At 58.8% G+C, this 19,695-nt stretch carries 19 protein-coding genes and 4 pseudogenes; 7 read left to right on the forward strand and 16 right to left on the reverse strand.

Annotated features, from left to right (window positions below):
- Window positions 1-122 precede the first annotated feature (122 nt).
- Entirely contained in the window at window positions 123-437 is a 315-nt protein-coding gene (locus WMC41_RS30015; protein WP_432350127.1) for a helix-turn-helix domain-containing protein, read from the forward strand.
- Entirely contained in the window at window positions 430-1,683 is a 1,254-nt protein-coding gene (locus WMC41_RS30020; RefSeq protein ID WP_432350129.1) for a type II toxin-antitoxin system HipA family toxin, read from the forward strand. Before WMC41_RS30015 ends, WMC41_RS30020 begins: the two co-directional genes overlap by 8 nt.
- Before the next feature lie 33 nt (window positions 1,684-1,716).
- Here the strand turns inward: WMC41_RS30020 and WMC41_RS30025 are convergent.
- Both WMC41_RS30025 and WMC41_RS30030 read right to left on the reverse strand, forming a co-directional pair.
- A pseudogene (locus tag WMC41_RS30025) lies at window positions 1,717-2,498 on the reverse strand (IS5 family transposase).
- Between the two features lie 69 nt (window positions 2,499-2,567).
- Window positions 2,568-3,464 carry a recombinase family protein gene (locus WMC41_RS30030; protein WP_432350131.1) on the reverse strand — a complete coding sequence of 299 codons (897 nt, stop codon included), beginning with the start codon at window positions 3,462-3,464 and terminating at the stop codon, window positions 2,568-2,570.
- 51 nt (window positions 3,465-3,515) lie between these two features.
- Between WMC41_RS30030 and WMC41_RS30035 the strand changes: the two genes are divergently transcribed.
- Window positions 3,516-4,427, forward strand: a complete 912-nt coding sequence (locus tag WMC41_RS30035) for an HNH endonuclease (RefSeq protein ID WP_432350133.1) — start codon at window positions 3,516-3,518, stop codon at window positions 4,425-4,427.
- Here WMC41_RS30035 and WMC41_RS30040 read toward each other — a convergent pair.
- The 9 genes and pseudogenes from WMC41_RS30040 to WMC41_RS30080 all read right to left on the reverse strand — a co-directional run bounded on the left by WMC41_RS30040 (window position 4,424) and on the right by WMC41_RS30080 (window position 11,675).
- Window positions 4,424-5,380 (reverse strand): annotated as a pseudogene (locus WMC41_RS30040) (IS481 family transposase). The gene WMC41_RS30035 and the pseudogene WMC41_RS30040 sit on opposite strands and share 4 nt — an antisense overlap.
- Before the next feature lie 586 nt (window positions 5,381-5,966).
- Window positions 5,967-6,836: an alpha/beta fold hydrolase gene (locus WMC41_RS30045; RefSeq protein ID WP_432350135.1), complete on the reverse strand. Its 870-nt coding sequence runs from the start codon at window positions 6,834-6,836 to the stop codon at window positions 5,967-5,969.
- Window positions 6,837-6,855: 19 nt separating this feature from the next.
- A complete protein-coding gene (locus tag WMC41_RS30050; RefSeq protein WP_432350137.1) occupies window positions 6,856-7,344 on the reverse strand; it encodes a GFA family protein in 489 nt (162 codons plus the stop codon).
- Window positions 7,226-8,833 carry an IS66 family transposase gene (tnpC, locus tag WMC41_RS30055; RefSeq protein ID WP_432350139.1) on the reverse strand — a complete coding sequence of 536 codons (1,608 nt, stop codon included), beginning with the start codon at window positions 8,831-8,833 and terminating at the stop codon, window positions 7,226-7,228. Before tnpC (WMC41_RS30055) ends, WMC41_RS30050 begins: the two co-directional genes overlap by 119 nt.
- Before the next feature lie 41 nt (window positions 8,834-8,874).
- Complete coding sequence (gene tnpB / locus WMC41_RS30060) at window positions 8,875-9,228, reverse strand: IS66 family insertion sequence element accessory protein TnpB (protein WP_269832258.1); 354 nt, start codon at window positions 9,226-9,228, stop codon at window positions 8,875-8,877.
- Window positions 9,212-9,652 carry an IS66-like element accessory protein TnpA gene (tnpA, locus tag WMC41_RS30065; RefSeq protein ID WP_332909300.1) on the reverse strand — a complete coding sequence of 147 codons (441 nt, stop codon included), beginning with the start codon at window positions 9,650-9,652 and terminating at the stop codon, window positions 9,212-9,214. The genes tnpB and tnpA overlap by 17 nt, the downstream gene beginning before the upstream one ends.
- 189 nt (window positions 9,653-9,841) lie before the next feature.
- Window positions 9,842-10,204 (reverse strand): GFA family protein, encoded by a 363-nt coding sequence (locus WMC41_RS30070; RefSeq protein ID WP_432350141.1) that lies wholly within the window; start codon window positions 10,202-10,204, stop codon window positions 9,842-9,844.
- Between the two features lie 178 nt (window positions 10,205-10,382).
- A complete protein-coding gene (locus tag WMC41_RS30075) occupies window positions 10,383-10,649 on the reverse strand; it encodes a hypothetical protein (RefSeq protein ID WP_432350143.1) in 267 nt (88 codons plus the stop codon).
- Window positions 10,650-10,949: 300 nt separating this feature from the next.
- A complete protein-coding gene (locus WMC41_RS30080) occupies window positions 10,950-11,675 on the reverse strand; it encodes a DUF1236 domain-containing protein (protein ID WP_432350145.1) in 726 nt (241 codons plus the stop codon).
- 236 nt (window positions 11,676-11,911) lie between these two features.
- On the opposite strand from WMC41_RS30080, the gene WMC41_RS30085 reads away from it, so the two are divergent.
- Window positions 11,912-12,349: a hypothetical protein gene (locus tag WMC41_RS30085; protein ID WP_432350147.1), complete on the forward strand. Its 438-nt coding sequence runs from the start codon at window positions 11,912-11,914 to the stop codon at window positions 12,347-12,349.
- Here WMC41_RS30085 and WMC41_RS30090 read toward each other — a convergent pair.
- The 4 genes and pseudogenes from WMC41_RS30090 to WMC41_RS30105 all read right to left on the reverse strand — a co-directional run.
- On the reverse strand, window positions 12,346-13,005 hold the full coding sequence (locus tag WMC41_RS30090; protein ID WP_432350149.1) for a response regulator: 660 nt from the start codon (window positions 13,003-13,005) through the stop codon (window positions 12,346-12,348). The genes WMC41_RS30085 and WMC41_RS30090 overlap by 4 nt on opposite strands.
- On the reverse strand, window positions 13,002-14,099 hold the full coding sequence (locus tag WMC41_RS30095) for a sensor histidine kinase (protein ID WP_432350151.1): 1,098 nt from the start codon (window positions 14,097-14,099) through the stop codon (window positions 13,002-13,004). Before WMC41_RS30095 ends, WMC41_RS30090 begins: the two co-directional genes overlap by 4 nt.
- A gap of 43 nt (window positions 14,100-14,142) precedes the next feature.
- Complete coding sequence (locus WMC41_RS30100) at window positions 14,143-14,691, reverse strand: YecA family protein (protein ID WP_432350153.1); 549 nt, start codon at window positions 14,689-14,691, stop codon at window positions 14,143-14,145.
- Window positions 14,688-14,831, reverse strand: a pseudogene (locus WMC41_RS30105) (transposase domain-containing protein); the annotation flags it as partial. The gene WMC41_RS30100 and the pseudogene WMC41_RS30105, both read right to left, overlap by 4 nt.
- 124 nt (window positions 14,832-14,955) lie before the next feature.
- Between WMC41_RS30105 and WMC41_RS30110 the strand changes: the two are divergent.
- The 3 genes from WMC41_RS30110 to WMC41_RS30120 are packed head-to-tail and all read left to right on the forward strand — an operon-like array spanning window position 14,956 to window position 18,115.
- Window positions 14,956-16,197, forward strand: coding sequence for a site-specific integrase (locus tag WMC41_RS30110; protein ID WP_432344158.1), 1,242 nt, complete (start codon window positions 14,956-14,958; stop codon window positions 16,195-16,197).
- Window positions 16,194-17,117, forward strand: a complete 924-nt coding sequence (locus WMC41_RS30115) for a tyrosine-type recombinase/integrase (protein WP_432344161.1) — start codon at window positions 16,194-16,196, stop codon at window positions 17,115-17,117. Before WMC41_RS30110 ends, WMC41_RS30115 begins: the two co-directional genes overlap by 4 nt.
- On the forward strand, window positions 17,114-18,115 hold the full coding sequence (locus WMC41_RS30120; protein WP_432344164.1) for a tyrosine-type recombinase/integrase: 1,002 nt from the start codon (window positions 17,114-17,116) through the stop codon (window positions 18,113-18,115). Before WMC41_RS30115 ends, WMC41_RS30120 begins: the two co-directional genes overlap by 4 nt.
- 140 nt (window positions 18,116-18,255) lie before the next feature.
- On the opposite strand, the pseudogene tnpC (WMC41_RS30125) reads toward WMC41_RS30120, so the two are convergent.
- Window positions 18,256-19,653 (reverse strand): annotated as a pseudogene (tnpC, locus tag WMC41_RS30125) (IS66 family transposase); the annotation flags it as partial.
- Between the last annotated feature and the right edge of the window lie 42 nt (window positions 19,654-19,695).

The raw sequence follows: 19,695 nt of genomic DNA on the forward strand, positions 1-19,695 counted from the left end.
GGAATGATATATAAAGGGATCAATTAACAAGCGATGATCCGTTTATATATCATTGGCGTTGACTGAGCTCGGAATTTTTGAATTAGCTTGTCTACTCCACGGAGAACTTTAGGGTAGGTAGGATGGCACGGTCTGAGTCAGATGCCTTGCTGGAAATCGGGCAGTTGCTGAAGGCTACGCGTAAAGGCAGGCAACTGACGCAGGAGCAGGTTGCCGACATGGCGGGTATATCGCGCCCTCGCTATCGTGAGATAGAAGCCGGAAGCAGTGCTGCGCGCACGACGACCCTGATCAACATCGGCCGCGCTCTCGGGCTTGAGCTGATGCTTATACCGCAGGCGATGGTTCCGGCCGTCGACGCGCTGCTGCGACCGCATGACGATCTCGACGATCTCCCGGCATTCATGGCTCATGCAGACGGGGATGAGAATGCCTGAAGCTTCATCCGATCCGAGATCCATCTCGTCGCTCGACGTGCTGCTGAACGATATGAAGGTCGGCACGATCGTCAGGACGCCCGGCGATTTCAACGCCTTCAGCTTGGAGGACAGCTATCGCGCAACGGGCGGCTTCCCGGTGCTCAGCCTGTCTTTTCGCGCAGCCACTGGCGGCTTGCGTAAGGACCCGAAACCCGTTGCCAGAGCGTTGCCGGCGTTCTTCGCCAATCTGCTCCCTGAAGACAAGCTGCGGGAAGCAATGGAAAAACACCACGCGGGGAGTGTCCGCGCCGGAAACGATTTCGATCTGCTCGTCGCGCTCGGTTCGGATCTGCCAGGCGCCGTCCGCGTCGTGCCGGGTGACGGGACGATTGCCCGTCTCGACAATCTGCCCGCTACCAAGCCGAAAGCCCGGTTTTCGCTCGCCGGCGTTCAGATGAAGCTTTCGGTTATCAAGAACACGGGGAAAGGCGGTGGACTGACGTTGCCGATCGGCGACGAGCAGGGGGCCTACATTGCCAAGTTTCCATCGACCTCGTTTCCCGGCGTGTCGGAAAACGAATATGCCAATCTTGCACTGGCTGAAGCGATCGGCATGGAGGCTCCGGAGCGTGAACTCGTCGAGCAATCAGAGTTCGAAGGTATCCCGAAGGAGTTCGAGACGTTGTCCGACGGTAGAGTCCTGCTCGTCAAACGTTTCGATCGTGGCGCAAACGGCGAGCGGATCCATATCGAGGATTTCGCGCAGGTATTCGGCGTCTATCCTTCGCGGAAATACGAGGGTGCCGCCTATCATGATATCGCCGCAGCCTTGAACGTTGCCGTTTCGTCCGACGCTGCGCTCGAGTTCGTCCGCCGACTGGCTCTGGCTGCCATAACCGGCAATGGTGACATGCACTTGAAAAACTGGTCGCTGATCTATCGCGGAGCGGGCGACAAACCGGAGTTTGCGCCTGTCTACGACGTGCTCTCGACGATCCCTTACATCCCAGCAGATGCCATGGCTCTGTCGCTCGCCGGCGAGCGCCCCTTCAAGGCGTTGAATGCGCAACGATGGAAAGCCTTCGCCAATCGCGCGCGCTTGCCGGAAGCGGCCGTGCTTAAAGCGGTGGTCGATACGGTCGAGCGCGTCAACGAAGTTTGGTGGTCGCTGCCGGAACGTAGTGTCGCTCCGGCGAAGGTTCTCGAGCGTATCGATACGCATGTAAGACTGATGACGCCGATCCTTGGCACGTGCGCGGAGTGAAGCCATCTGGCCGAACCGTAGCCGAGGCTTGTCCTAGGTCCTGTTGACAAAGTATGGCAGCCATATCTTTGCGGCTGCCAGGGCGAGGAATGCCGAGAAGGATTTTCGTGTCTTGTCGTATCGGGTCGCGACGCGCCGGAACTGCTTGAGACAGTTGAACATCCGCTCGATGCGGTTTCGATCTTTGTAAACCCGAAAGTCGCAGGCAGGCGGGTTCTTTCGGTTGGTTTTTGGCGGAATGACCGGCCGGATACCGTGGATCAGGAGTTCTTCACGCAGGAAGTCACCGTCGTAGCCTTTGTCGGCGAGGAACAACCTCGGCTTGCCGACCGGTATCGCCAGCAAGTCAGGAACGGCGTTGTAGTCCGAAGCCTCGCCGCCTGTCAGGACGAAGCCAAGAGGGCGGCCCTGACCGTCTGCTCGGGCGTGGATTTTCGTCGTAAAGCCGCCGCGTGATCGACCAAAAGCCTCCTGATAAGTCCCCCTTTTGCGCCCGCCGCCTGCGAATGGCCGCGAACAGTGGTGCTGTCGATCATGTGCTGCCAGTCATCCGTCAGCCCCAGTTCGACGAGGGTCTCAAGCAGGGCGTCCCAAACGCCTTGTTCGGCCCAACGGCGGAAGCGCACATAGACCGAATTCCACTTTCCGTATCGCTCATGCATGTCGCGCCACGGGCATCCGACCCGAAGGACATGCAGCATACCGTTCAGATATTGCCGATTATCGTGCGACGGTCGGGACTTCCTGCCGCGTTCGGTGGGCAACAACCCCTCGATGATCCGCCATTCCATATCTGTCAGGTCGCCGCGAGCCAAAACTGCCTCCTAAAAAGCAGTCTTGAATCACGCTTCTGCTGATTTGGGAATCCACTTTGTCAACAGGACCTAGCCCGCGCGCCAGTTCTCCTGGCGGGTCTTCACCTGTTGCCAAAGGGCATTTTCAACAATTCTGAGCGACGGCACCTCCTGCACGACATGGTGTTCGACAGCATTCTCCCGAGAGACCCGACGTTCTGTCGCAGGATTTTTCCGATAGGCGAGGCGGTTGAAGACGATCAGTCCGATATAGGCCTGATTGTTCAGAATTCCGCTGCCACGATTACGATGACCGCGAATTGCGGTCCCTTGCCAAGGTCGACCGCGCGGGCCGGGTACCCCGCGTGCATTGAGTTCGTCAGCGATCCTGACCGGGCTCATGCCGTCTGCGTACCGCTCAAAAATCCAGACGATGGTTGCCGCCTCGGCGATGTCGATCGAACGCAGGCCGCGCACCGGCTCCCCGTTATCGTCGAACTCACGTCGCACTCTGTAGCCGTAACAGATGCCGCCTGGCACCCGGCCATGCTTGGCGACAGTCTTCATGCCTTCGCGCGTGCGATAGCGAACCTGTTCGAGCACCTCTTGATTGAGAACCGCCCTCAGTCCCAATTCCATTGACGACACCGCCGCGGCGCCGTGTACCGTCCACAGTTCGACATCATAAAACTGCAGGATCTTGAGAATGCGAGCGCTGTGCTCGAGGTCGCGGGAAAGGCGATCGAGGGTAAGGCAGAGAAAGACGTCATAGGCGCCAGTGCTCGACCTGGCCAACGCGGCGTGGAGACCGGGCCGCGTCTCAAATGACGAGCCGCTGACACCAGCATCAACGAAGGTGTCGGTCAGATGCCAACCTTGCCGTAGGACGAATTCCTTTCCGAGATCGAGCTGGGTTTCGATCGAAGCGGGGTTTTGTTGATCTGTCGAGTAACGCGCGTAAAGTACGACGCGCTTGAGGGCATGCATAGTGATCGTTCTCCCTGGTTTGAATCGCGGTCACCATGATAGAGATCGAGTATGGGATTCGGGGTTTTTATTCACCGCACAGATTCGATCTACGACGACAGTCCGGCTGAACAATATCAGTTTCCGAGCCAGTATCTCGGTCGCGTTCAAGCCTGCGTTGGGGACTGGATCATCTACTACGAGCCTCGAAAGGTTGCGGCGACGCGCGGATATTTCGCGGTGGCCAAAGTCGCGCAGGTCATTCCGGATCCTAAAGCGCCCGGGATGTATATGGCTCTGCTTGAACCCGGAAGCTATCTTGATTTCGTAAATGCCGTTCCCTTCAACGGGCCAAATGGTGTGATCGAGCACGGGGTGCTCAACGACGCCGGACGGATTTCGGGAAGGGCTCAAGCAGCAGTACGGCCGATCTCAGCCGCAGATTTCAATCGCATTCTGTCGATTGGGTTGGCGGAAAATCAACCGGAACTGCCGCGGTCGGGTGAGGCAATCGACGCGATACTGCCAAGCGGGCTCGCTGAGAGCACCCAGGCTCCTTTCATATTCGATCTGGATAGAACGAGAGTCACACAGCTTTCATCACGCGTCGTTCGCGATCGGCTGTTCCGCCGCTTGATCTTGCAGGCCTATGACAAACGCTGCGCGGTAACAGGCTTGAAGCTGATCAACGGCGGTGGCCGCGCGGAGGTTGATGCTGCCCATATCCGCCCCGTTGAAGCGAGTGGCCCGGACATTTTGTCGAACGGCATTGCGCTTTCCGGAACTGCACACTGGATGTTCGATCGCGGCCTTATCGGCCTGTCGGACGATCTCGAGGTTCTGGTTTCGCGTCACGCAAACGACCGCGACAGCATCCAAGGCCTCATCAATAGAACCGGAAAAGCGATCGTGCCGGCAGGTATCCACGAGCGACCTCATCCTCAATTTCTGAAATGGCATCGTGAGAATACCTTCAAGCACTAGGTGTTCAGTCCCGGCATCTGGTGGATCGGGTTCAGGATGAATCGATCTGGCTCTAAGGTCCAGAGCTTGCAGATGTATTCATATGGCGTGAGACCGCCGAGGGTCTTGAGCCTTCGTGCGAAGTTGTAGGCCGCCATGAAGTCGGCGAGGTGTGTTCGCAGCTGGTCGTGGCTGTCATAATGGAAGCGCTTGACGGTGGCCTCCTTGATCGTGCGGTTCATCCGTTCGACCTGGCCGTTGGTCCATGGATGGTTAGGTTTGGTTAGCCTGTGCTCGATCCCGTTGGCCTCGCAGATCATGTCGAAGCGCATTGGCCGGGAGTAGATGGTATTCCGGTTCCGAGGCTGCTCTGCGAACTGGATGCCGTTATCGGTGAGAATGGTATGGACCTGGTAGGGCACGGCTTCGAGCATATGCTGAAGGAATTCCCAGGCGGTCTTCCTGTCGGCCTTGTCGAGTTGGGTCACGGCGAACTTGCTCGTGCGGTCGATACCGACGAACAAATATAGTTTGCCTTCAGTGGTCTGAACCTCGGCGATGTCGATATGGAAGAACCCTATGGGGTAGCGCTTGAACTTCGACCGCTTCGGCTTGTCGCCTTCCACATCAGGCAGGCGCGATATGCCATGCCGTTGTAGGCACCGGTGCAGTGCGGATCGGGTCAGGTGAGGGATCGAGGGCTGCAGGGCGTAAAGACAATCGTCTAAGGGCAGAAGCGTATGACGCCGGAATGCCACGACCATCGCCTCTTCGGCTTCGGTGAGGACGGTGGACCGCGGCTCTGACGGCCCCGTCTTCATATCCTCGACCGTCGCACGCTTGCGCCACTTCGCAACGGTCTTGGGGTTGATGCCCAACTCCCTGCTCAGCTGCGCGAGCGAAGTTTACGATCGCTGTATTGCTGCTCGGACAGCGTGCGTGGTCGTGGCGCTTCCGTGACGAATTTGTCCCATAGGGCGTCCTTCCATTCCAAGGAAAGGATCGCACCATCAAACCACGGGATCAAACACCTAGGTCGGCCACAGGCATTTTGAAAGAACTGCGATATCCCCAAGGGGTTGATACCCGCTCACAGACCTTGTCCACGCGCATTTGTGACGATGGCCGCTTCGGGCCGGGGCCGTGAACCGCACAGGGGTTTGCCGAAGGCCATTGTCAGAGGCTTCGGTGGATTAATCAGTCGATCCGCTCCAGGCGGTCCGCTCGACGACTTCGACGTTGCCGCAAGAACCGCGCCGCTGGGTCAACTGGTCGTTAAAGACCGTTGATCGTCGTATCCGCGGGTGCAGGCCGGGGCATCGTCACGGATCGGACTGCTGGGCGCCCGGAATACGGTGGTGCGATTGTTGCCTCGGCTACTGCCGAGTTGCATGCACAGGTGCTTGTGATCCTGACAGCGGCATGAACTCCCCTGCAGAGCGCCCCTTGTCTCTGCGGCTTGACAGGCGCATCGTGTGCCGGTCTTTATTGCTCGCTCGGGCGATGATTGCCGACGTCTTCAATAACGAATGCGGATTGTCAGTTCGCCCCCATTCCGGGTTAAATTGCAAGAACGCGCCCGAGAAAATCTCGAACAAGCGAAGCGACCTCATCGAGATGCGTTTCGAGTAGCCAGTGCCCGCCGTCGAGCAGATGCAATTCGGCATTCGGCAGGTCCCGTAAATATGCCCTCGCGGACTTTTCTGGCATATAGTGATCGTTCGGACCCCATACGATCAACGTCGGAGGCTGGTGGTCGCGAAGATACTTTCGATGGTCGGCAAACCAGGTCCGGTTCTCCTTCAACCCCGCGATGAGGTTTATGGCGATCTCCTTGCGTTTCGGCGTGACCAGCGACCAATGAAGCTTCCAAAGATCAGGTGGGATCGCTGCTGCAAGATCGGGATCGAGATCGTTGAGAAACTCTTGCCTGAACATTTCTTCGCTCACCGCATCAGACAGTTTTTTCCTCATCTCAGAGCTTGGCAGTGTCCACGTCGCTTCAATATCCGCGTATTTCGGGCCAAGCGCATCTTCATAGGGAATGTCGCCGTTCTGAATGATGAGCGCGGTAACACGTTCGGGATGTTTGATCGCGAGACGCGCACCAATGGGAGACCCGAAATCGTGGAGATAGATCGCGAAACGATCGATGGCGAGCGTTTGCAGGAAGGTTTCGAGGAATGCGGCATATCCATCGAAACTGTAGTCGAAGTCTTCCGGAGTGGCGCTGTAACCTGCGCCTGGAAAATCGGGTGCGATCAGGTGCCAGCGGTCAGCCAGGCGCGGTATGAGGTTACGAAACTCATAGGAAGAACACGGATATCCATGTGGCAGGAGCAGGACAGGCGCATCCTGTCGACCCGCCTCGCGATAGAATGTGTCAATACCGCCGACCTCGAGCCGTCGGTGCTGCACGAGACTGGTCATACTCAATCTCCTTTGTTGTTCAGAACCGCTCTTTGGTTTCCTCTTCCGGAAGGCCCTGTCCGATGTCTGCCCACGGCAGCCGGCTTTCGACGCCGTAGTGGCCGGCGGGCTGGATCCGCTCGGGATGGTCGAGAGAGCCGGCCGTCAGGCGAACGAGGTCGTCACCGTCATATTGAAGGAAGAGAGGCGAACCACATTTCGAACAGAAGCCTCGCGTCGCTATGGAGGACGAGCGAAAGACGGCGGGTGAAACGTTTGTCCAGGTAAGCGACGCACGGCGGGCCTGCACGAGAACGGCAAACCCGCCGCCGGTCGATCGTAAGCGCGCATTTCCCTGCGCGTTGACTTGGCCGCTATGAGGGTGATCGGCTTTTGCCGATGGGCCTTGATCAGTCAGGTGCGGTTTTTGCGAAGTTGAATGGCAGGAGGTCGTTGATGTCGGCGCCGTCTGGACGCTGCGGCATTTCGGTGAAGACGTGTCGCAACCAGGCGAATGGCTCGACGCCACAGGCGCGACAGGTCAGCATAAGGCTGTAGATGACGGCGCTTGCCTTGGCCCCATCGACGGTGTCACAGAAGAGCCAGGATTTTCTTCCGGTTGCAAAAACTCTTATGTCGCGTTCCAATAAATTGTTGTCGATCGGCATCCTGCCGTCTTCGGTGTAGCGGGTCAGATATTCCCACTGGTTTCGCGTATAGGAGATCGCATCGCCGAGCTTGGTGTCGGGCACGACCTTGGGAACCATCCTGTTGAGCCACTCCTTCAGGGCATCCAGGACCGGAGCGCTGTGTTTCTGGCGCAAGCGTCGGATGCAATCGGCCCGCGTTTCGCCGTTATCGGGCTTTTCGTCCCGCACCTGCCTTTCAATCCGGTAGAGCTGGTCGAAGAACTTCAATGCCTGCGCGGGCCGCCCGCTTTGTTTCTTCCCGGCCTTAAAGGCCTTGACGAAGCGTCGCCTGGCGTGCGCCATGCATCCGACATGCGTTGCGCCCTTCAGGGTGCGCCAGGCCTGATAGCCGTCGCTTATCAGGATGCCGCGATAGTCACCAAGGAAAGTCTGCGGATGCACCTGCCCACGACCGGGCTGATATTCGAGCAGCACAACCGGCTCGAGGCTGTCCTGCCCGCTGCGATAGGCCCAGATGTAGGACTCGTCCGTTGCTTTCCTGCCCTTTTCCTTCAGCACCTGCACCGTGGTCTCGTCACCATGGATGACGCTCTGCGACAAGAGCCGCTGTTTCAGTGCATCGTAGATGCGAACGAGGTGCTTTTCGCTCGAACCGATCACCCAATGGCCGAGGGCGCCACGGCTGACAGGAACGCCAGCACGCTCGAAGGCCTGCGCCAGGCGATAGAGAGGTGTCCCGTCGACATATTTGTGAACCAGCGCGAAGGCCAGCGTCGAGGCCGTGGCAATACTGCCCGGCAAGGGCTGTGCAGGCATCGGCGCGATGATGACAGGCGTGCTGATCCCGGTGCGCTCGCAGTTGCGGCAAGCATACTTCGCCCGGGCATTCTGCAACACGGTCGCCTTCACCTCGATATGCAGCTGCTCGGTGACGAGTTCGCCCATGCGATGCAACGGATGGCGGCAGCACGGACAGGTCTTCTGATCGTCGGCAAGGTCATATTCAACGCGTTGGCGGGGCAAGTTTGCCGGAAGAGGTTTACGCCCGCGCTTGACGCCTTCGGGCTTTTCCACCTCTGGCAATCCCGTGTCGGGAAGCTCAGTGGCGTCTGTCTCGTCACAATCGGCCAAGCCCTCATCCGCATCGGCCTCCAGAGCGGCGTTCTCGGCTTCATTGAAGACGCGATCCATATGCTTTTCGCTGCGCGGCGCAAAACGATGAAGTTGTGCAAGCGCCAGTTCTTCCTCGAGCTTGAAGACACGCTGTGCAAGAGCATCCCTTTCAGCCCGCAGCGCGGCGTTCTCCGCAGCATTCGCCGCCAGAAGCGCCATCAGTTCCGCAACATCAGGAGTGCCGGCTCGTGTCATCGTAGCTTTGAATCTGAGCCGCCCCGCTCCGTCAACAGCCTTCAGCCGACAAACTCATACTGCCGGACAGGATGGCGCACCATCGCGTCAAGATCGATGCCGTCAAGCAACCAGCGCAACTGTTCGGTATCGAGCGTCACGACCGGCGCCTCGCGGCGGGGCCAGCGAAACCGGTCTTCGGACAAGGCTTTCAAAACGAGCACAAACCCTGACCGCTCGAAGAACAGGAGCTTCATCCGGGTGCGCCGACGGTTGCAAAAGACGAACACAGCACGCTCGAACGGGCTCAAGCCCATCGACTGCTCGACTACGATCGCCAAGCTGTTGATCCCCGCACGAAAGTCGATCGGGTCCCGGTGAAGATAGACGCGAAGATCGTCAGCCAGCCGGAACATTGCAACGCCCCAGAACTTCGATCATCGCGGACAAGGCCTTCTCATCCGCATCTTCAAGCTCAAGCCGCACACCGTTCGGCAGAGACGCCGTCAGTCGCATTCCTGCCGATGATGGACGAGCCGGCATGTCGGGCTGCCGCGCAATCGGCGACGCTGAAACCACCGGAACAAAAGCCGATGTTTCCTCCCCCGCAACAACCGTCAAAGCACCCTCTGCCTGCCGATCTCGGCGAAGCTTCACCCAATTGCGTAACTGATTGGCGTTGACGCCGTGCGCCAGTGCCAGGCGGGCGACTGATACCCCGGGCTTCATTGCAGCGTCGATCAGCCGGTCTTTCTCGATGGGATCGAACCGTCGCTTCCCGTTGGAAAGAACCTTCACAGCCCGAAGGGGCCCCGATCCAGTCAAGATATCCAATGCCATTATGTCCACAGTCTCCGTTGTGGACACAGAATCCTTCATTCGATTTTCAATGAACAGGTGCCCCGAATTGTGCGCTTACGGTCGATCGCTTGCACATGTCGCAGTGGCAGTATCCCGCATGCGGGGGATCGCCGTCGAAGGCGTATCGGCACGTGCCGCATAGACATCCACCCGTCCACCGTTTGCCGCTCATGGTCCGTCCTCTTCGTATTGCTCGGCGCCTTCGATCGGATAGAGCCAAGCCTCGCGCCTCTTGACCCAAAGTTCGTAGGTCGGCGTGAGCGCAGTTGGAACCGGGGCAAGGATACCGAGTTTGATTTCCGCCTCCCTGTCGTCGGCCGAAAATAGGCGTGCCCCGCATTGTGGGCAGAAGTGCCGCCCATCGAACTCAGCGGTTTGACCCGTGTGCTCGAAGCATTCGGCAGGCCATACTGCGAAGAAGGTGAAGGCAGAACCGCTTTCCTGCCTGCAGTCAGTACAGTGGCAGAGGCCGACGCGAAGAGTGCTATGCCACGAAAGATTCCGCTTGCAACGCAGAGGCCGTCCACACATGGCGCTTGATGAGTTTCAAGCGTGTGATCTGACCTTCCGGTTGCCCATTTGACCACGGTGAGATGATTGCATTTCTTACTGCGTCGGGGTCCTTTTCGACGCCGCCGGCGAGCGATCCGACCGCGCAAGCGCTGCAACCGTCTCCTAGGCCGCATTTGAGAATGAGCTTCTGCATGCGCTACAGTGCGCCTTTACCTCGAGACGGATCGATTGCGCCGGCGCTTTCTGCTCTCGCCATGAGAATCGTCTCGATCTTGCCAGTTGGGACATCATCGACGATCTTGAATGTGCCGGATTGGTGGAGTTCGGCGAGCCCCTCGGGGATCGGAACGTTGCTAGCAGCTAAAACGGCCTTTATGTCTCCAATCGTCTGCTCCAGCGAGGCGATTGTTGGTTCGTTGTTCGCCAGCCGTGTTACAAGGTACCGATAGGCAGACTTGCTCACTTGTGCGAACTCCAGAAGTGTTGCGGACAGATGTTTGAGGGCGAGGCAAGACATCAGGGGGTTCCGGTAACGTCCGACGCCAGATACACCTTGGTTGAGGGAGGCGGGATTTCCACGCCCAGAACAGCGAGGTAGATAGATATACCAAGCATGCAGCAGACGATAATTCCCACTGGAAGACCCACGCTGAACCCCTGGTCGGACGACTTGTCAAAAGAGCTTCTTGTCATAATCCATCTCCTTTCCTGACGCGCGAAGGGGCAATGGCGCTCGCCCCTCTCCGAGGCCTCAGTTCATCGATCAAGCGGCAATGACGTAAACCACCTTCAAAGTGCCAGGCTCGACAATGATGATGCGGCCGTCCGCCAGCACGAAATACTCGTAGCTGCGGTAGGCAGGAACGATCTCGATGATCCGGGGCGGCAACGGGCGGAGTTCGACCGTCTTCGGAACGACGACGCCGACATTGACCTGGATATCGAGATCAACGGGTTCCGCCTTGCTCTCAACGATGACATTGCGGATCTCGGTACGCTGCTCGGTCGTGATATTGATACTTGCCGTCGTTTCGTTCGATGGTTTGCTCGTTGAGGCCTCGTCGGACTGCTCGGCGGCAGGGGCGTCGGCTGCCGTCTCGGCATCCTTTGTGGTCGAAGATTGGCCGTTGGCGTTGAGCTGTGAGGACTTTGCACTATCCTTTTCCACGGCGGTACCCGTCGATCCGGCTGTTTCTGCACCTGTGCCGCCAGATACTCTCGGCGCCGAACCTTCGGCCGCAGAACCATTCTCGATCCTTTTGCTCGCGGCAGCATCGGCGCCGGCGTCACCCTCGATCGCCGATGTGTTCGCGCCGTCACTCGTGTCAACCTGTCCGGATGCTCCAGCTTGAGGGACGACGACGTTGGCGCCGCCCTGCGCGGTGCCGGCACTGTCGACGGACTGCTCCTGCGCCATGGCCGCTCCACCGATGAAGGCAGTGCCACCCAACAGGACAGCAGCAATCCTGTTTTTCGAAACAATGTTCATGATCTTTAGTCCTTCCGATTCTTGCTCTGCGCGCTACAAATGCGCACCGAGCCGTCAACACCGGTGCCGTGGCGGTGTTCCTGGCACAGGTCTTTTGCCAGAATGGACTGGACCAAGGTCCATACCCGGGCAGAGCAAATGGACCGTCAGTCTGCCGCATACGCCCAACGTCTGCTGCGTGGATGAACGCATAATGTTCTTGCGCGTTCTACCGGCGAGAGCGCAGGATAGCTATGATGAAGGTCTACAACTCAGCGAATGCGATCCTTACGATCAGCGTGGCGTTGGCGGTTGCCGCGGTGCCTGTTGATGTCGAATGGAAGGCCGGCACGCCGGCCCCTAAAATTGCCAGCGTCGATGCAAAGAACGGTGACGGGGACGGCGGCGGGCGCGGCGGGAAGGGTGGGTCCGACAGCCAAGGCGGCAAGGGATCCGACAGCAGAGGCGGTAAAGGACGGAACGGCGCGGATGGCAAGGCAAAGGGGCGGGCCGCGTCAGTTGCCACGAAGGAAGTCACACCCAATTCCGTCGCAGTTCGCTATCGCAACGGCTATCTGGAGCAAGTTGTCAAAGGCCGCTTCATAATGAAGGATTCGAAGGGCCGGACGATTGTAAACCGCAAGGCAACGGCGAAGGATCGGATGCGTCTTTTTCGGAAGACGATCGTTCCTTAACCCACGTAAGGCGGAACCGCTTCACCTGCATCCCGGTAAGCCATCGCCGCCTCGGTTCGGTTGCTGACGTTTAGTTTGGCGAATATACGCGTCAAATGGTGTTTGATCGTTTTCTCGTGGAGGTCAAGATCGCGGGCGATCCGCTTGTTACTCAGGCCGGCCGCCACGAGGCGCAACACATCATATTCACGCTTGGTCAAGTCACGGATGCCCGTTGCGGATGGCTGGTTTCCGACCTGCGAGAGGTCAGCAATCATTCGCGCAGACAGGGCAGGGGAGAGATACATCTCGCCGCCCTGGACAGCTCGCAAGATTTCGGAGAGGACTCGTGATCCAACACCTTTAAGCACATAGCCCTTGGCTCCCAGTTTCAAAGCCGTGGCAACGTCGGAATGCGATTCCGACACGGTCAATACGATGATTTTCTGCGCGGGCCGCCGTTCCAGGATTGCCGCCACCGCATTGAGACCGCCGCCCGGCATCGAGATGTCCAACAGCATGACGTCCGGATCAGCCTGCTCGGCGATCGCCTCGGCGTCCTCGCAACTGCCGCCTTCACCGACGATATCGTAACCTCCTATGTCCGTAAGGCAACTTGCAACCCCCTCGCGGAAAATGGGGTGGTCGTCGATGACAGCCACGCGGATTGTATTCATGTCGATGTCTCCATGTTGTGCAGTGGCAGGCTCATCGTCACAATCGTGCCGTCGGGCGAAGTCGTGAAGCTGAATGTCCCGCCGAGACTTTCAACTCTGTCTCTCATTCCCGCTAAACCGATGCTGCGGCCTTCTGACCTCTGCTGCGGAGGCCCATGGCCGGCGTCGCCGACCTGAACCTCGATGCCCGCCCCGCATGGCGCGATGTTCACCCACTGGCACGCACCAGCCGCGTGTTTATAGCCGTTATTGAGCGCTTCCTGAGTAAATCGGTAAATGCAGATCTTTGCTGCGACCGGCAAGTCCGAGATCGGGGCGCTAAGGCGCAAGTCGACCGCCTGACCGGTACGGGCACGATAACCGTTCAGCAACTCAGCCAACATCTCGCCAAGACTGGCCGACTCAATGTGCGGTAGCACCAATCCGCTGCATATTGTGCGTATCTCCGTCATTGCCTCGTCTAGACTTGCCTTGATGACGCTGACCTCCTTTTCACGGCGCTTTGTCGACGTCGTTGGATCGGACAACAGACCGCTATCGGCCCTTAGCGCAGCGAAGGCGACCAGCTGCGCCGGGCCGTCGTGGAGATCAGCTCCGAGGTTGCGGAGATAGCTTTCGTTCAAGGCAGTTGTGGCAGCGGCAGCGCGCTGGATTCGGGACTTCAGGGCGTCATTCTGGCTGAGAAGCTCTGTCAGTTCCGCAACGCGAGATTCGAGCTCTCGGCTCTGCAGGTCTATAGTCTTGCTTCCCCGAAAGACGATCGCAGATAAAGTGAGAAAGAAAGCTAGGGTAACGGCTGCCACCGCACTCCAACTCTGCCAGCGCGCCACGGAGAGATCCGACTTCAACCCCTCCGCAACTTCGTAAAATTCCGTGACGGCGACAATTTCACCGGACCACGGCTGAAGAAGGGGGCTGTAAATTTCAAGGAGCGGAAGGCCAGATTCGCGTTCGGCCACACTTTCGACGTCATCGAGTTCGTCGAACTCGGCCACCAGTTCTCCGCCGAGCGCCTTTTGCAAATCTTTGCTCGGGGTAAACTGTTCGCCGATTTGGGATGGGTCACTGGAATAGAGTGTGAGCGCGACGGACACACCACCTTGCCTGTAGGCTGGGTTGATGCTGGTGGCCGCGTTGTTACCGGTCCTGTCTTGTGATGGCGTGCAATTGCAGGACTGCGGATGAGATATGGTGGTGGGCCGTCGCCCTTATTTTGCGCCGCTCCTGAGGAGAAAGCCGGATGAGGAGCTTGGCGAGCTGCGGATTGACGGCCATGATGGGGGCGATCACCGGCTTTGGCGTGGCAAGGAGGATCGGCGCCCACGCTTCGCCGCCCAGACTGAGGCCAAGGGAAAATCCGATCGCCCAGGGACCGACGATGGTCTCGCCCTTGTGGTTCATGAAGATCGGAAAGTAGTGCCCGGGCGCGTCGCGCAGCAGGCTTTCGACTTCGTCGTGGCGGTTCAGCACGGTATTGACGAGCCGCTCCTCGATCGAGCCTGGCCTGGTTTGCGGTATTGAGCCGCCGAATACGTGCGGCAACCAGGTATGTGCAGGGATCTTCACCGGGCCGGCCACGACGGCCGCAATCAGCCCATCGATGGCGCTCACGCCGACATAGTCGTTGTGCCCATCGCCGCGAAGGTACTCATCGAGCTCGTCATAGGAAACGGCAGGCCGGGTCATGCGGCTTGACCGACCTGATCGGCTTTCCACTTCCAAGGCAGCAGCGTATCGAGCTGGTTGATCGTCGTGCGGCCAGATACGATCCGTTCGAGAACATCGGCAAGCCAGGTGTATGGATCCAGCCCATTCAATTTGGCCGATTATGCCGACCGGCGAACTATGCCGATTAAGCAAACTTTTGCCAACGTTTTCTGTAACATAGCGGTAACCCCAGCGGCATAGCTTAGGGTCTCTCCGTCGTAATTGACGCGAAGGAGAGGACATATGATCGCAAGTGACTATTTGAAGCGCAGCGCACTGTATCGGAAGCTGGTCCACGGTCCATATCGGGAGTTTGCGCGCGTTTACGCCACCAAGATGTCAAACGAAGGTTTGGGTCGGCACTGCACGCGGCGCTCGCTGAGCCTGTTTCGAGACCTGATGGACTGGTATGTTGGCAATGGACATCATCCGCAGGATTTAAGCGAAGCTCATGTCGATCGTTTTCTTGAGCATCGTTTCGAACACTGGAGCCCTGACACGGGCGACCGATCAGCGCTCCGACGCTTACTCTCCGCGCTACGGGAAGAGCGCTTAATACCAACTGCCCTCCCGGTTGAGCGTACAGAGCACGAGCAGATTATCGATGTATTCGCGGTATATTTGTCGAATGAGAGAGGACTCGCTGCCTCGACGGTGGAAAGCCACAAGCTGCTGTCATATCGATTTCTGCGGGAGGTCTGTCCTGCCGGCGCAGACGGGTTTGAAGCGCTCACCCCGGAGATTGTCATCGGGTATGTCGAACGACATGCGCTCGATGGCTCCGCCGACAGCGGCAAGGCAATGTGCGGAGTCGTGCGTGCCTTTCTGCGTTACTTGCATCTGAAGGGCTTCATTTCGACGGCGTTGGCCGATTGCGTGCCGTCCATCCGCCGCTGGCGACTTGCCGGCCTTCCAACATTCCTACCGCCAGAGAAGGTCCAGAAGGTTCTTGATGCCTGTGATCGGACGACGGCAATGGGTCATCGGGACTATGCGGTTCTGATGATCCTTGCCAAGCTCGGTTTGCGCGCCAGCGAAGTTGCCACCCTCAATCTCGATGATATCGACTGGCAGTGCGGCACGATCCTCGTACATGGAAAGGGGCGACGGCAAGCGACTATGCCGCTACGTCATGACGTCGGAACAGCTATCGTCGCTTATATCCGGCATGGGCGGCCCGCTTCGGCATGTCGGCGAGTTTTCTTGCGAACTCTTGCGCCGCACGTGGGTTTTGCGTCCGGCTGCGCCATCACGATGATCGCGAAGCAGGCACTCGAACGGGCAGGCATTGACGGCTATGCGCATCACGGTGCCCATCTTTTCCGCCACAGCCTCGCGACCGACCTTTTGCGGTCAGGCGCCAGCTTTGCCGAGATCGGCCAACTGCTCCGCCATCGAAGCATCGACAGTACAAGGATCTATGCCAAGCTCGATATCGAGAAGCTGCGTGAACTGAGCCTGCCCTGGCCGGGAGGTGCCCAATGAGCCGGCTTCGCACCGCGCTTGAGCGCTACGTCGGCATGCGCCAAGGGCTGGGATACAAATATGACGGTCCGGCAAAACGATTGTCGGAGTTCGTCGCTTTCATGGAAGCCCGCGGCGCCGAGACCATCACGACAGACCTTGCAATGGAGTGGGTCACCTCAATGGGCCGGCAGCCGAGTTGGTCCGTCCGCCTGGTTGACGTGCGCTGCTTTGCCCAGCACCTGGCTCATTTCGATCCTCTGACGGAAGTACTACCAAGCGACGCTGTACCGCCGGCACGGCGCACAAAGCCCTACATCTATAGTGAAGTCGAGATTCAGGCGCTTCTGGCAGCAGCACTGTCGCTGCCGCCGGCCGGCGCCCTTCGGCGATGGACATATAACTGCCTGTTCGGATTGATAGCGGTGACCGGGCTGCGCCATTCCGAAGCGCTCGGCCTGCTCCGGACCGACGTTGATCTCGACCAGGGCATCCTCACCATTCGAGAGACTAAGTTTGGTAAGTCACGGCTAGTGCCGCTACATGCCACGACAATCGCCATCCTTTCAGACTATGCCGCCCGACGCGATGCACACCTTGGTACGCCGCGCAGTCCCTATTTCTTCGTCGCCGAACAGGGCGGCAGATTGCTGCATCAATACGTGCACCGCGTGTTCTGGCGATTATCCCGGCAAATCGGATTACGGCAGGAGGGGAATCGCAATGGCCCACGGATTCATGATCTTCGTCACCGTTTCGCCGTCCAGACCCTGATCAACTGGCATCGGGCTGGCGAAGATGTGGAACGCGAACTGCCGGTTCTCTCGACCTTTCTCGGCCATACCAATGTTCGCGACACCTACTGGTACCTGTCCGCCGCGCCGGAACTGATGAACCATGCGGTCCGGCGATTGGATAAGCGTTGGGAGGCTCGGTCATGAGACGCACGAACGACTTGGCCGTGCTGATCGAGCGGTGGTTCACAGATCGGCTTATGAAGCATCGAGGTGTAAGTTCTAACACCATCGCCTCCTATCGCGACACCTTCAGGCTCCTGTTTGCGTTCGCACAGACGCGCCTTGGGAGATCCCCATCCCAGTTGACGCTGCGGGATTTGGACGCTCCCTTCATCGGCGCATTCCTGGAGGACCTTGAGACGAAGAGATCCGCCTCAGTGAGGACCCGGAATCTCCGCCTCACAGCCATCCGATCCTTCTTCCGGTATGCAGCGTTCGAGGAGCCCACACATAGCGCCCATATTCAGCGTGTGCTCGCGATCCCCAGCAAGCGATGTGACAAGCGGCAGCTTCAGTTTCTAACCAGGCCCGAGATTGAAGCGATCCTGGACTGCACGGATCGAAGCACGTGGCTGGGACGCCGCGATTACACTCTGCTATTGTTGGCCGCGCAAACCGGATTGCGGGTCTCGGAGATTGTCGACCTGGACCGAGACTCCGTAATGCTCGGCCAGGGCGCGCATGTGCGATGCGTTGGCAAGGGCCGCAAAGAGCGATGTACGCCGCTCACAAAGGTTGCACGGCAAGCCCTTCGTCACTGGCTCAACGAGCCCAGAAAGCGAAGCGCAACGGCGCTCTTTCCGAACATGCACGGTGGCAAGCTCAGCGCTGACGGCGTGCAGGCACTGCTGAACAAATATGTCGCCAAAGCACGTGAGCACTGCATCTCCCTTCGCTCAAAGCGGGTCTCGCCCCATGTCTTGCGGCACTCCGCCGCCATGGAGTTGCTACAGGCTGGCGTCGACTGCTCGGTTATTGCCCTGTGGCTGGGCCATGAAGCGATGGAAACAACCCTGACCTATCTTCATGCACATCTTGAACTGAAGGAATCTGCACTCGCAAAGCTGAAGCCGTACGAACGCGCTAAGGCCGAGCGATTTCGACCAAACGACCGGCTTCTGGAATTCCTGAACGCCCTCTGAGCATGAGAACTATGCCGAGTGTCAACCACCGGCATCCGGCCGAACCTGCCGGGAACGCGCCATGGACCGTTCCTATCAGAAGAGGCATTCGGCATAGTTCGCCGGTCGGCATAAACCTGCTTATGCCGCGCGCGGCATAAGGCCGTGTTGATCAACGAGGCCAGGATCGCGAAGGTCTCGCCGCCCTGGATATTGCCGACGAACATCGAGTTCTTTCTCGTCAGGGCAACGGACTTCATCGAACGCTCGATGATGTTGGAGTCGATCTCTATCGTTCCATCGTCGAGGAAAGCGTTCAGGCCCGTCCAATGGGTGAGCGCGTAATTGATGGCCTTGGAGAGGGCGGACTGCGTTGAGATGTCGTCCTTCAGGTCGAGCAGGCGCGCCTTCAACTGGCGCATGAGGTGAGCTGAGCGGAGCTGGCGGGTATTGTGACGATCCTCGGCGCTTTGCCCTCTGATCTCCTGTTCGATCTGGTAGACGCCGGCGAGGATCGATACAATCTCGAGCGCTTCCGGCGATCCGGTCAGCTTGACCACGTCGACGAATTTACGCCGGGCATGAGCCATGCAGAATGCCAGCCTCAAGGGTTTGGAATTGCTTTTGCCGCGATGTCTGGCAAGCGTCTTGTAGGCGGTATATCCGTCCACCTGAAGCACGCCGTTGAAGGATACCAATTGGCGCTCGGCCTCACGGGCGCTGCGGCTCTCGGAGAAGATATAGCCGACCGCGGGCGGAGCTGGTCCTTTCCAGGGGCGATCGTCCACGGCCTGTGCCCAGAGCTGGCAGACTTTCGTTCGCTTTCGCCCCGGATCGAGCCGCGGCAATCGGGTCTCGTCGGAAAAAACCCTTGGCTGGGAGCGGATGAAGGTCAGCAGCCTGTCGTAGAGTGGTTTGAGCCACCAGGCGACGCGCGTGACCCAGGCGCCAAGCGTTCCACGATCGAGGGCTATCCCATGGCCCGCGAAGATCTGGGTCTGCCGGTAGAGCGGAAGGTGCCACGCGAATTTGGAAACGACGATATGGGCCGCCAATGCTGTCGTCGCCATGCCGCCATCCATGAAGCGCGCCGGCGCGGGAGCCTGGACGACGCCATTCTCGCATGCCCGGCAGGCATAGCGAGGGCGAATGGTTCGTTTGACGCGCAAAATGGGCGGAACGACATCGAGTGCCTCGCTCGTCGTCTCTCCAATGTGATGGAGCGTGCCGGAGCAGCAGGCGCACGCGCGGCTTTCCGGCTCGATAATGACGTCGTAGCGCGGCAGGTGCTTGGGAAGAAAGCCGATATTGCGGGCTGCGGATTGTCGGCCACGAGCCTTGTGCCGGGAACCGTCAGGCTGATCGTCGTTGGCGGCGACCGGAACAGCCGAAAGATCACCGAGATCGAGACTGGTCTGTGCGGGGTCGATTGTCGAAAGCCCCTCTGATCTTGCGCCGTGGATGAGCCGCTTCAGATAGGCAACCTCTGCCCTCAGATCGAGGACCATCCGGCTCAGTTGCTCGACATCCTGCGGGAGCTGATCGTGGCGAAGAGACATGCCGAAAACTACCACACCGGCATGAATCTGCAAGCAAATACA

The organism is Shinella yambaruensis, from assembly GCF_050859155.1.
Taxonomy (GTDB): Bacteria; Pseudomonadota; Alphaproteobacteria; order Rhizobiales; family Rhizobiaceae; genus Shinella; species Shinella yambaruensis.

What these genes read in the sequence shown, in the direction of transcription:
- WMC41_RS30080 (WP_432350145.1), bottom strand. Translation starts at nt 11,675, where the DNA reads ATGAACATTGTTTCGAAAAACAGGATTGCTGCTGTCCTGTTGGGTGGC.
- WMC41_RS30015 (WP_432350127.1), top strand. Translation starts at nt 123, where the DNA reads ATGGCACGGTCTGAGTCAGATGCCTTGCTGGAAATCGGGCAGTTGCTG.
- WMC41_RS30020 (WP_432350129.1), top strand. Translation starts at nt 430, where the DNA reads ATGCCTGAAGCTTCATCCGATCCGAGATCCATCTCGTCGCTCGACGTG.
- WMC41_RS30115 (WP_432344161.1), top strand. Translation starts at nt 16,194, where the DNA reads ATGAGCCGGCTTCGCACCGCGCTTGAGCGCTACGTCGGCATGCGCCAA.
- tnpA (WP_332909300.1), bottom strand. Translation starts at nt 9,652, where the DNA reads ATGGCATTGGATATCTTGACTGGATCGGGGCCCCTTCGGGCTGTGAAG.
- WMC41_RS30100 (WP_432350153.1), bottom strand. Translation starts at nt 14,691, where the DNA reads ATGACCCGGCCTGCCGTTTCCTATGACGAGCTCGATGAGTACCTTCGC.
- WMC41_RS30035 (WP_432350133.1), top strand. Translation starts at nt 3,516, where the DNA reads ATGGGATTCGGGGTTTTTATTCACCGCACAGATTCGATCTACGACGAC.
- WMC41_RS30120 (WP_432344164.1), top strand. Translation starts at nt 17,114, where the DNA reads ATGAGACGCACGAACGACTTGGCCGTGCTGATCGAGCGGTGGTTCACA.
- WMC41_RS30045 (WP_432350135.1), bottom strand. Translation starts at nt 6,836, where the DNA reads ATGACCAGTCTCGTGCAGCACCGACGGCTCGAGGTCGGCGGTATTGAC.
- WMC41_RS30090 (WP_432350149.1), bottom strand. Translation starts at nt 13,005, where the DNA reads ATGAATACAATCCGCGTGGCTGTCATCGACGACCACCCCATTTTCCGC.
- tnpB (WP_269832258.1), bottom strand. Translation starts at nt 9,228, where the DNA reads ATGTTCCGGCTGGCTGACGATCTTCGCGTCTATCTTCACCGGGACCCG.
- WMC41_RS30030 (WP_432350131.1), bottom strand. Translation starts at nt 3,464, where the DNA reads ATGCATGCCCTCAAGCGCGTCGTACTTTACGCGCGTTACTCGACAGAT.
- tnpC (WP_432350139.1), bottom strand. Translation starts at nt 8,833, where the DNA reads ATGACACGAGCCGGCACTCCTGATGTTGCGGAACTGATGGCGCTTCTG.
- WMC41_RS30085 (WP_432350147.1), top strand. Translation starts at nt 11,912, where the DNA reads ATGAAGGTCTACAACTCAGCGAATGCGATCCTTACGATCAGCGTGGCG.
- WMC41_RS30070 (WP_432350141.1), bottom strand. Translation starts at nt 10,204, where the DNA reads ATGTGTGGACGGCCTCTGCGTTGCAAGCGGAATCTTTCGTGGCATAGC.
- WMC41_RS30110 (WP_432344158.1), top strand. Translation starts at nt 14,956, where the DNA reads ATGATCGCAAGTGACTATTTGAAGCGCAGCGCACTGTATCGGAAGCTG.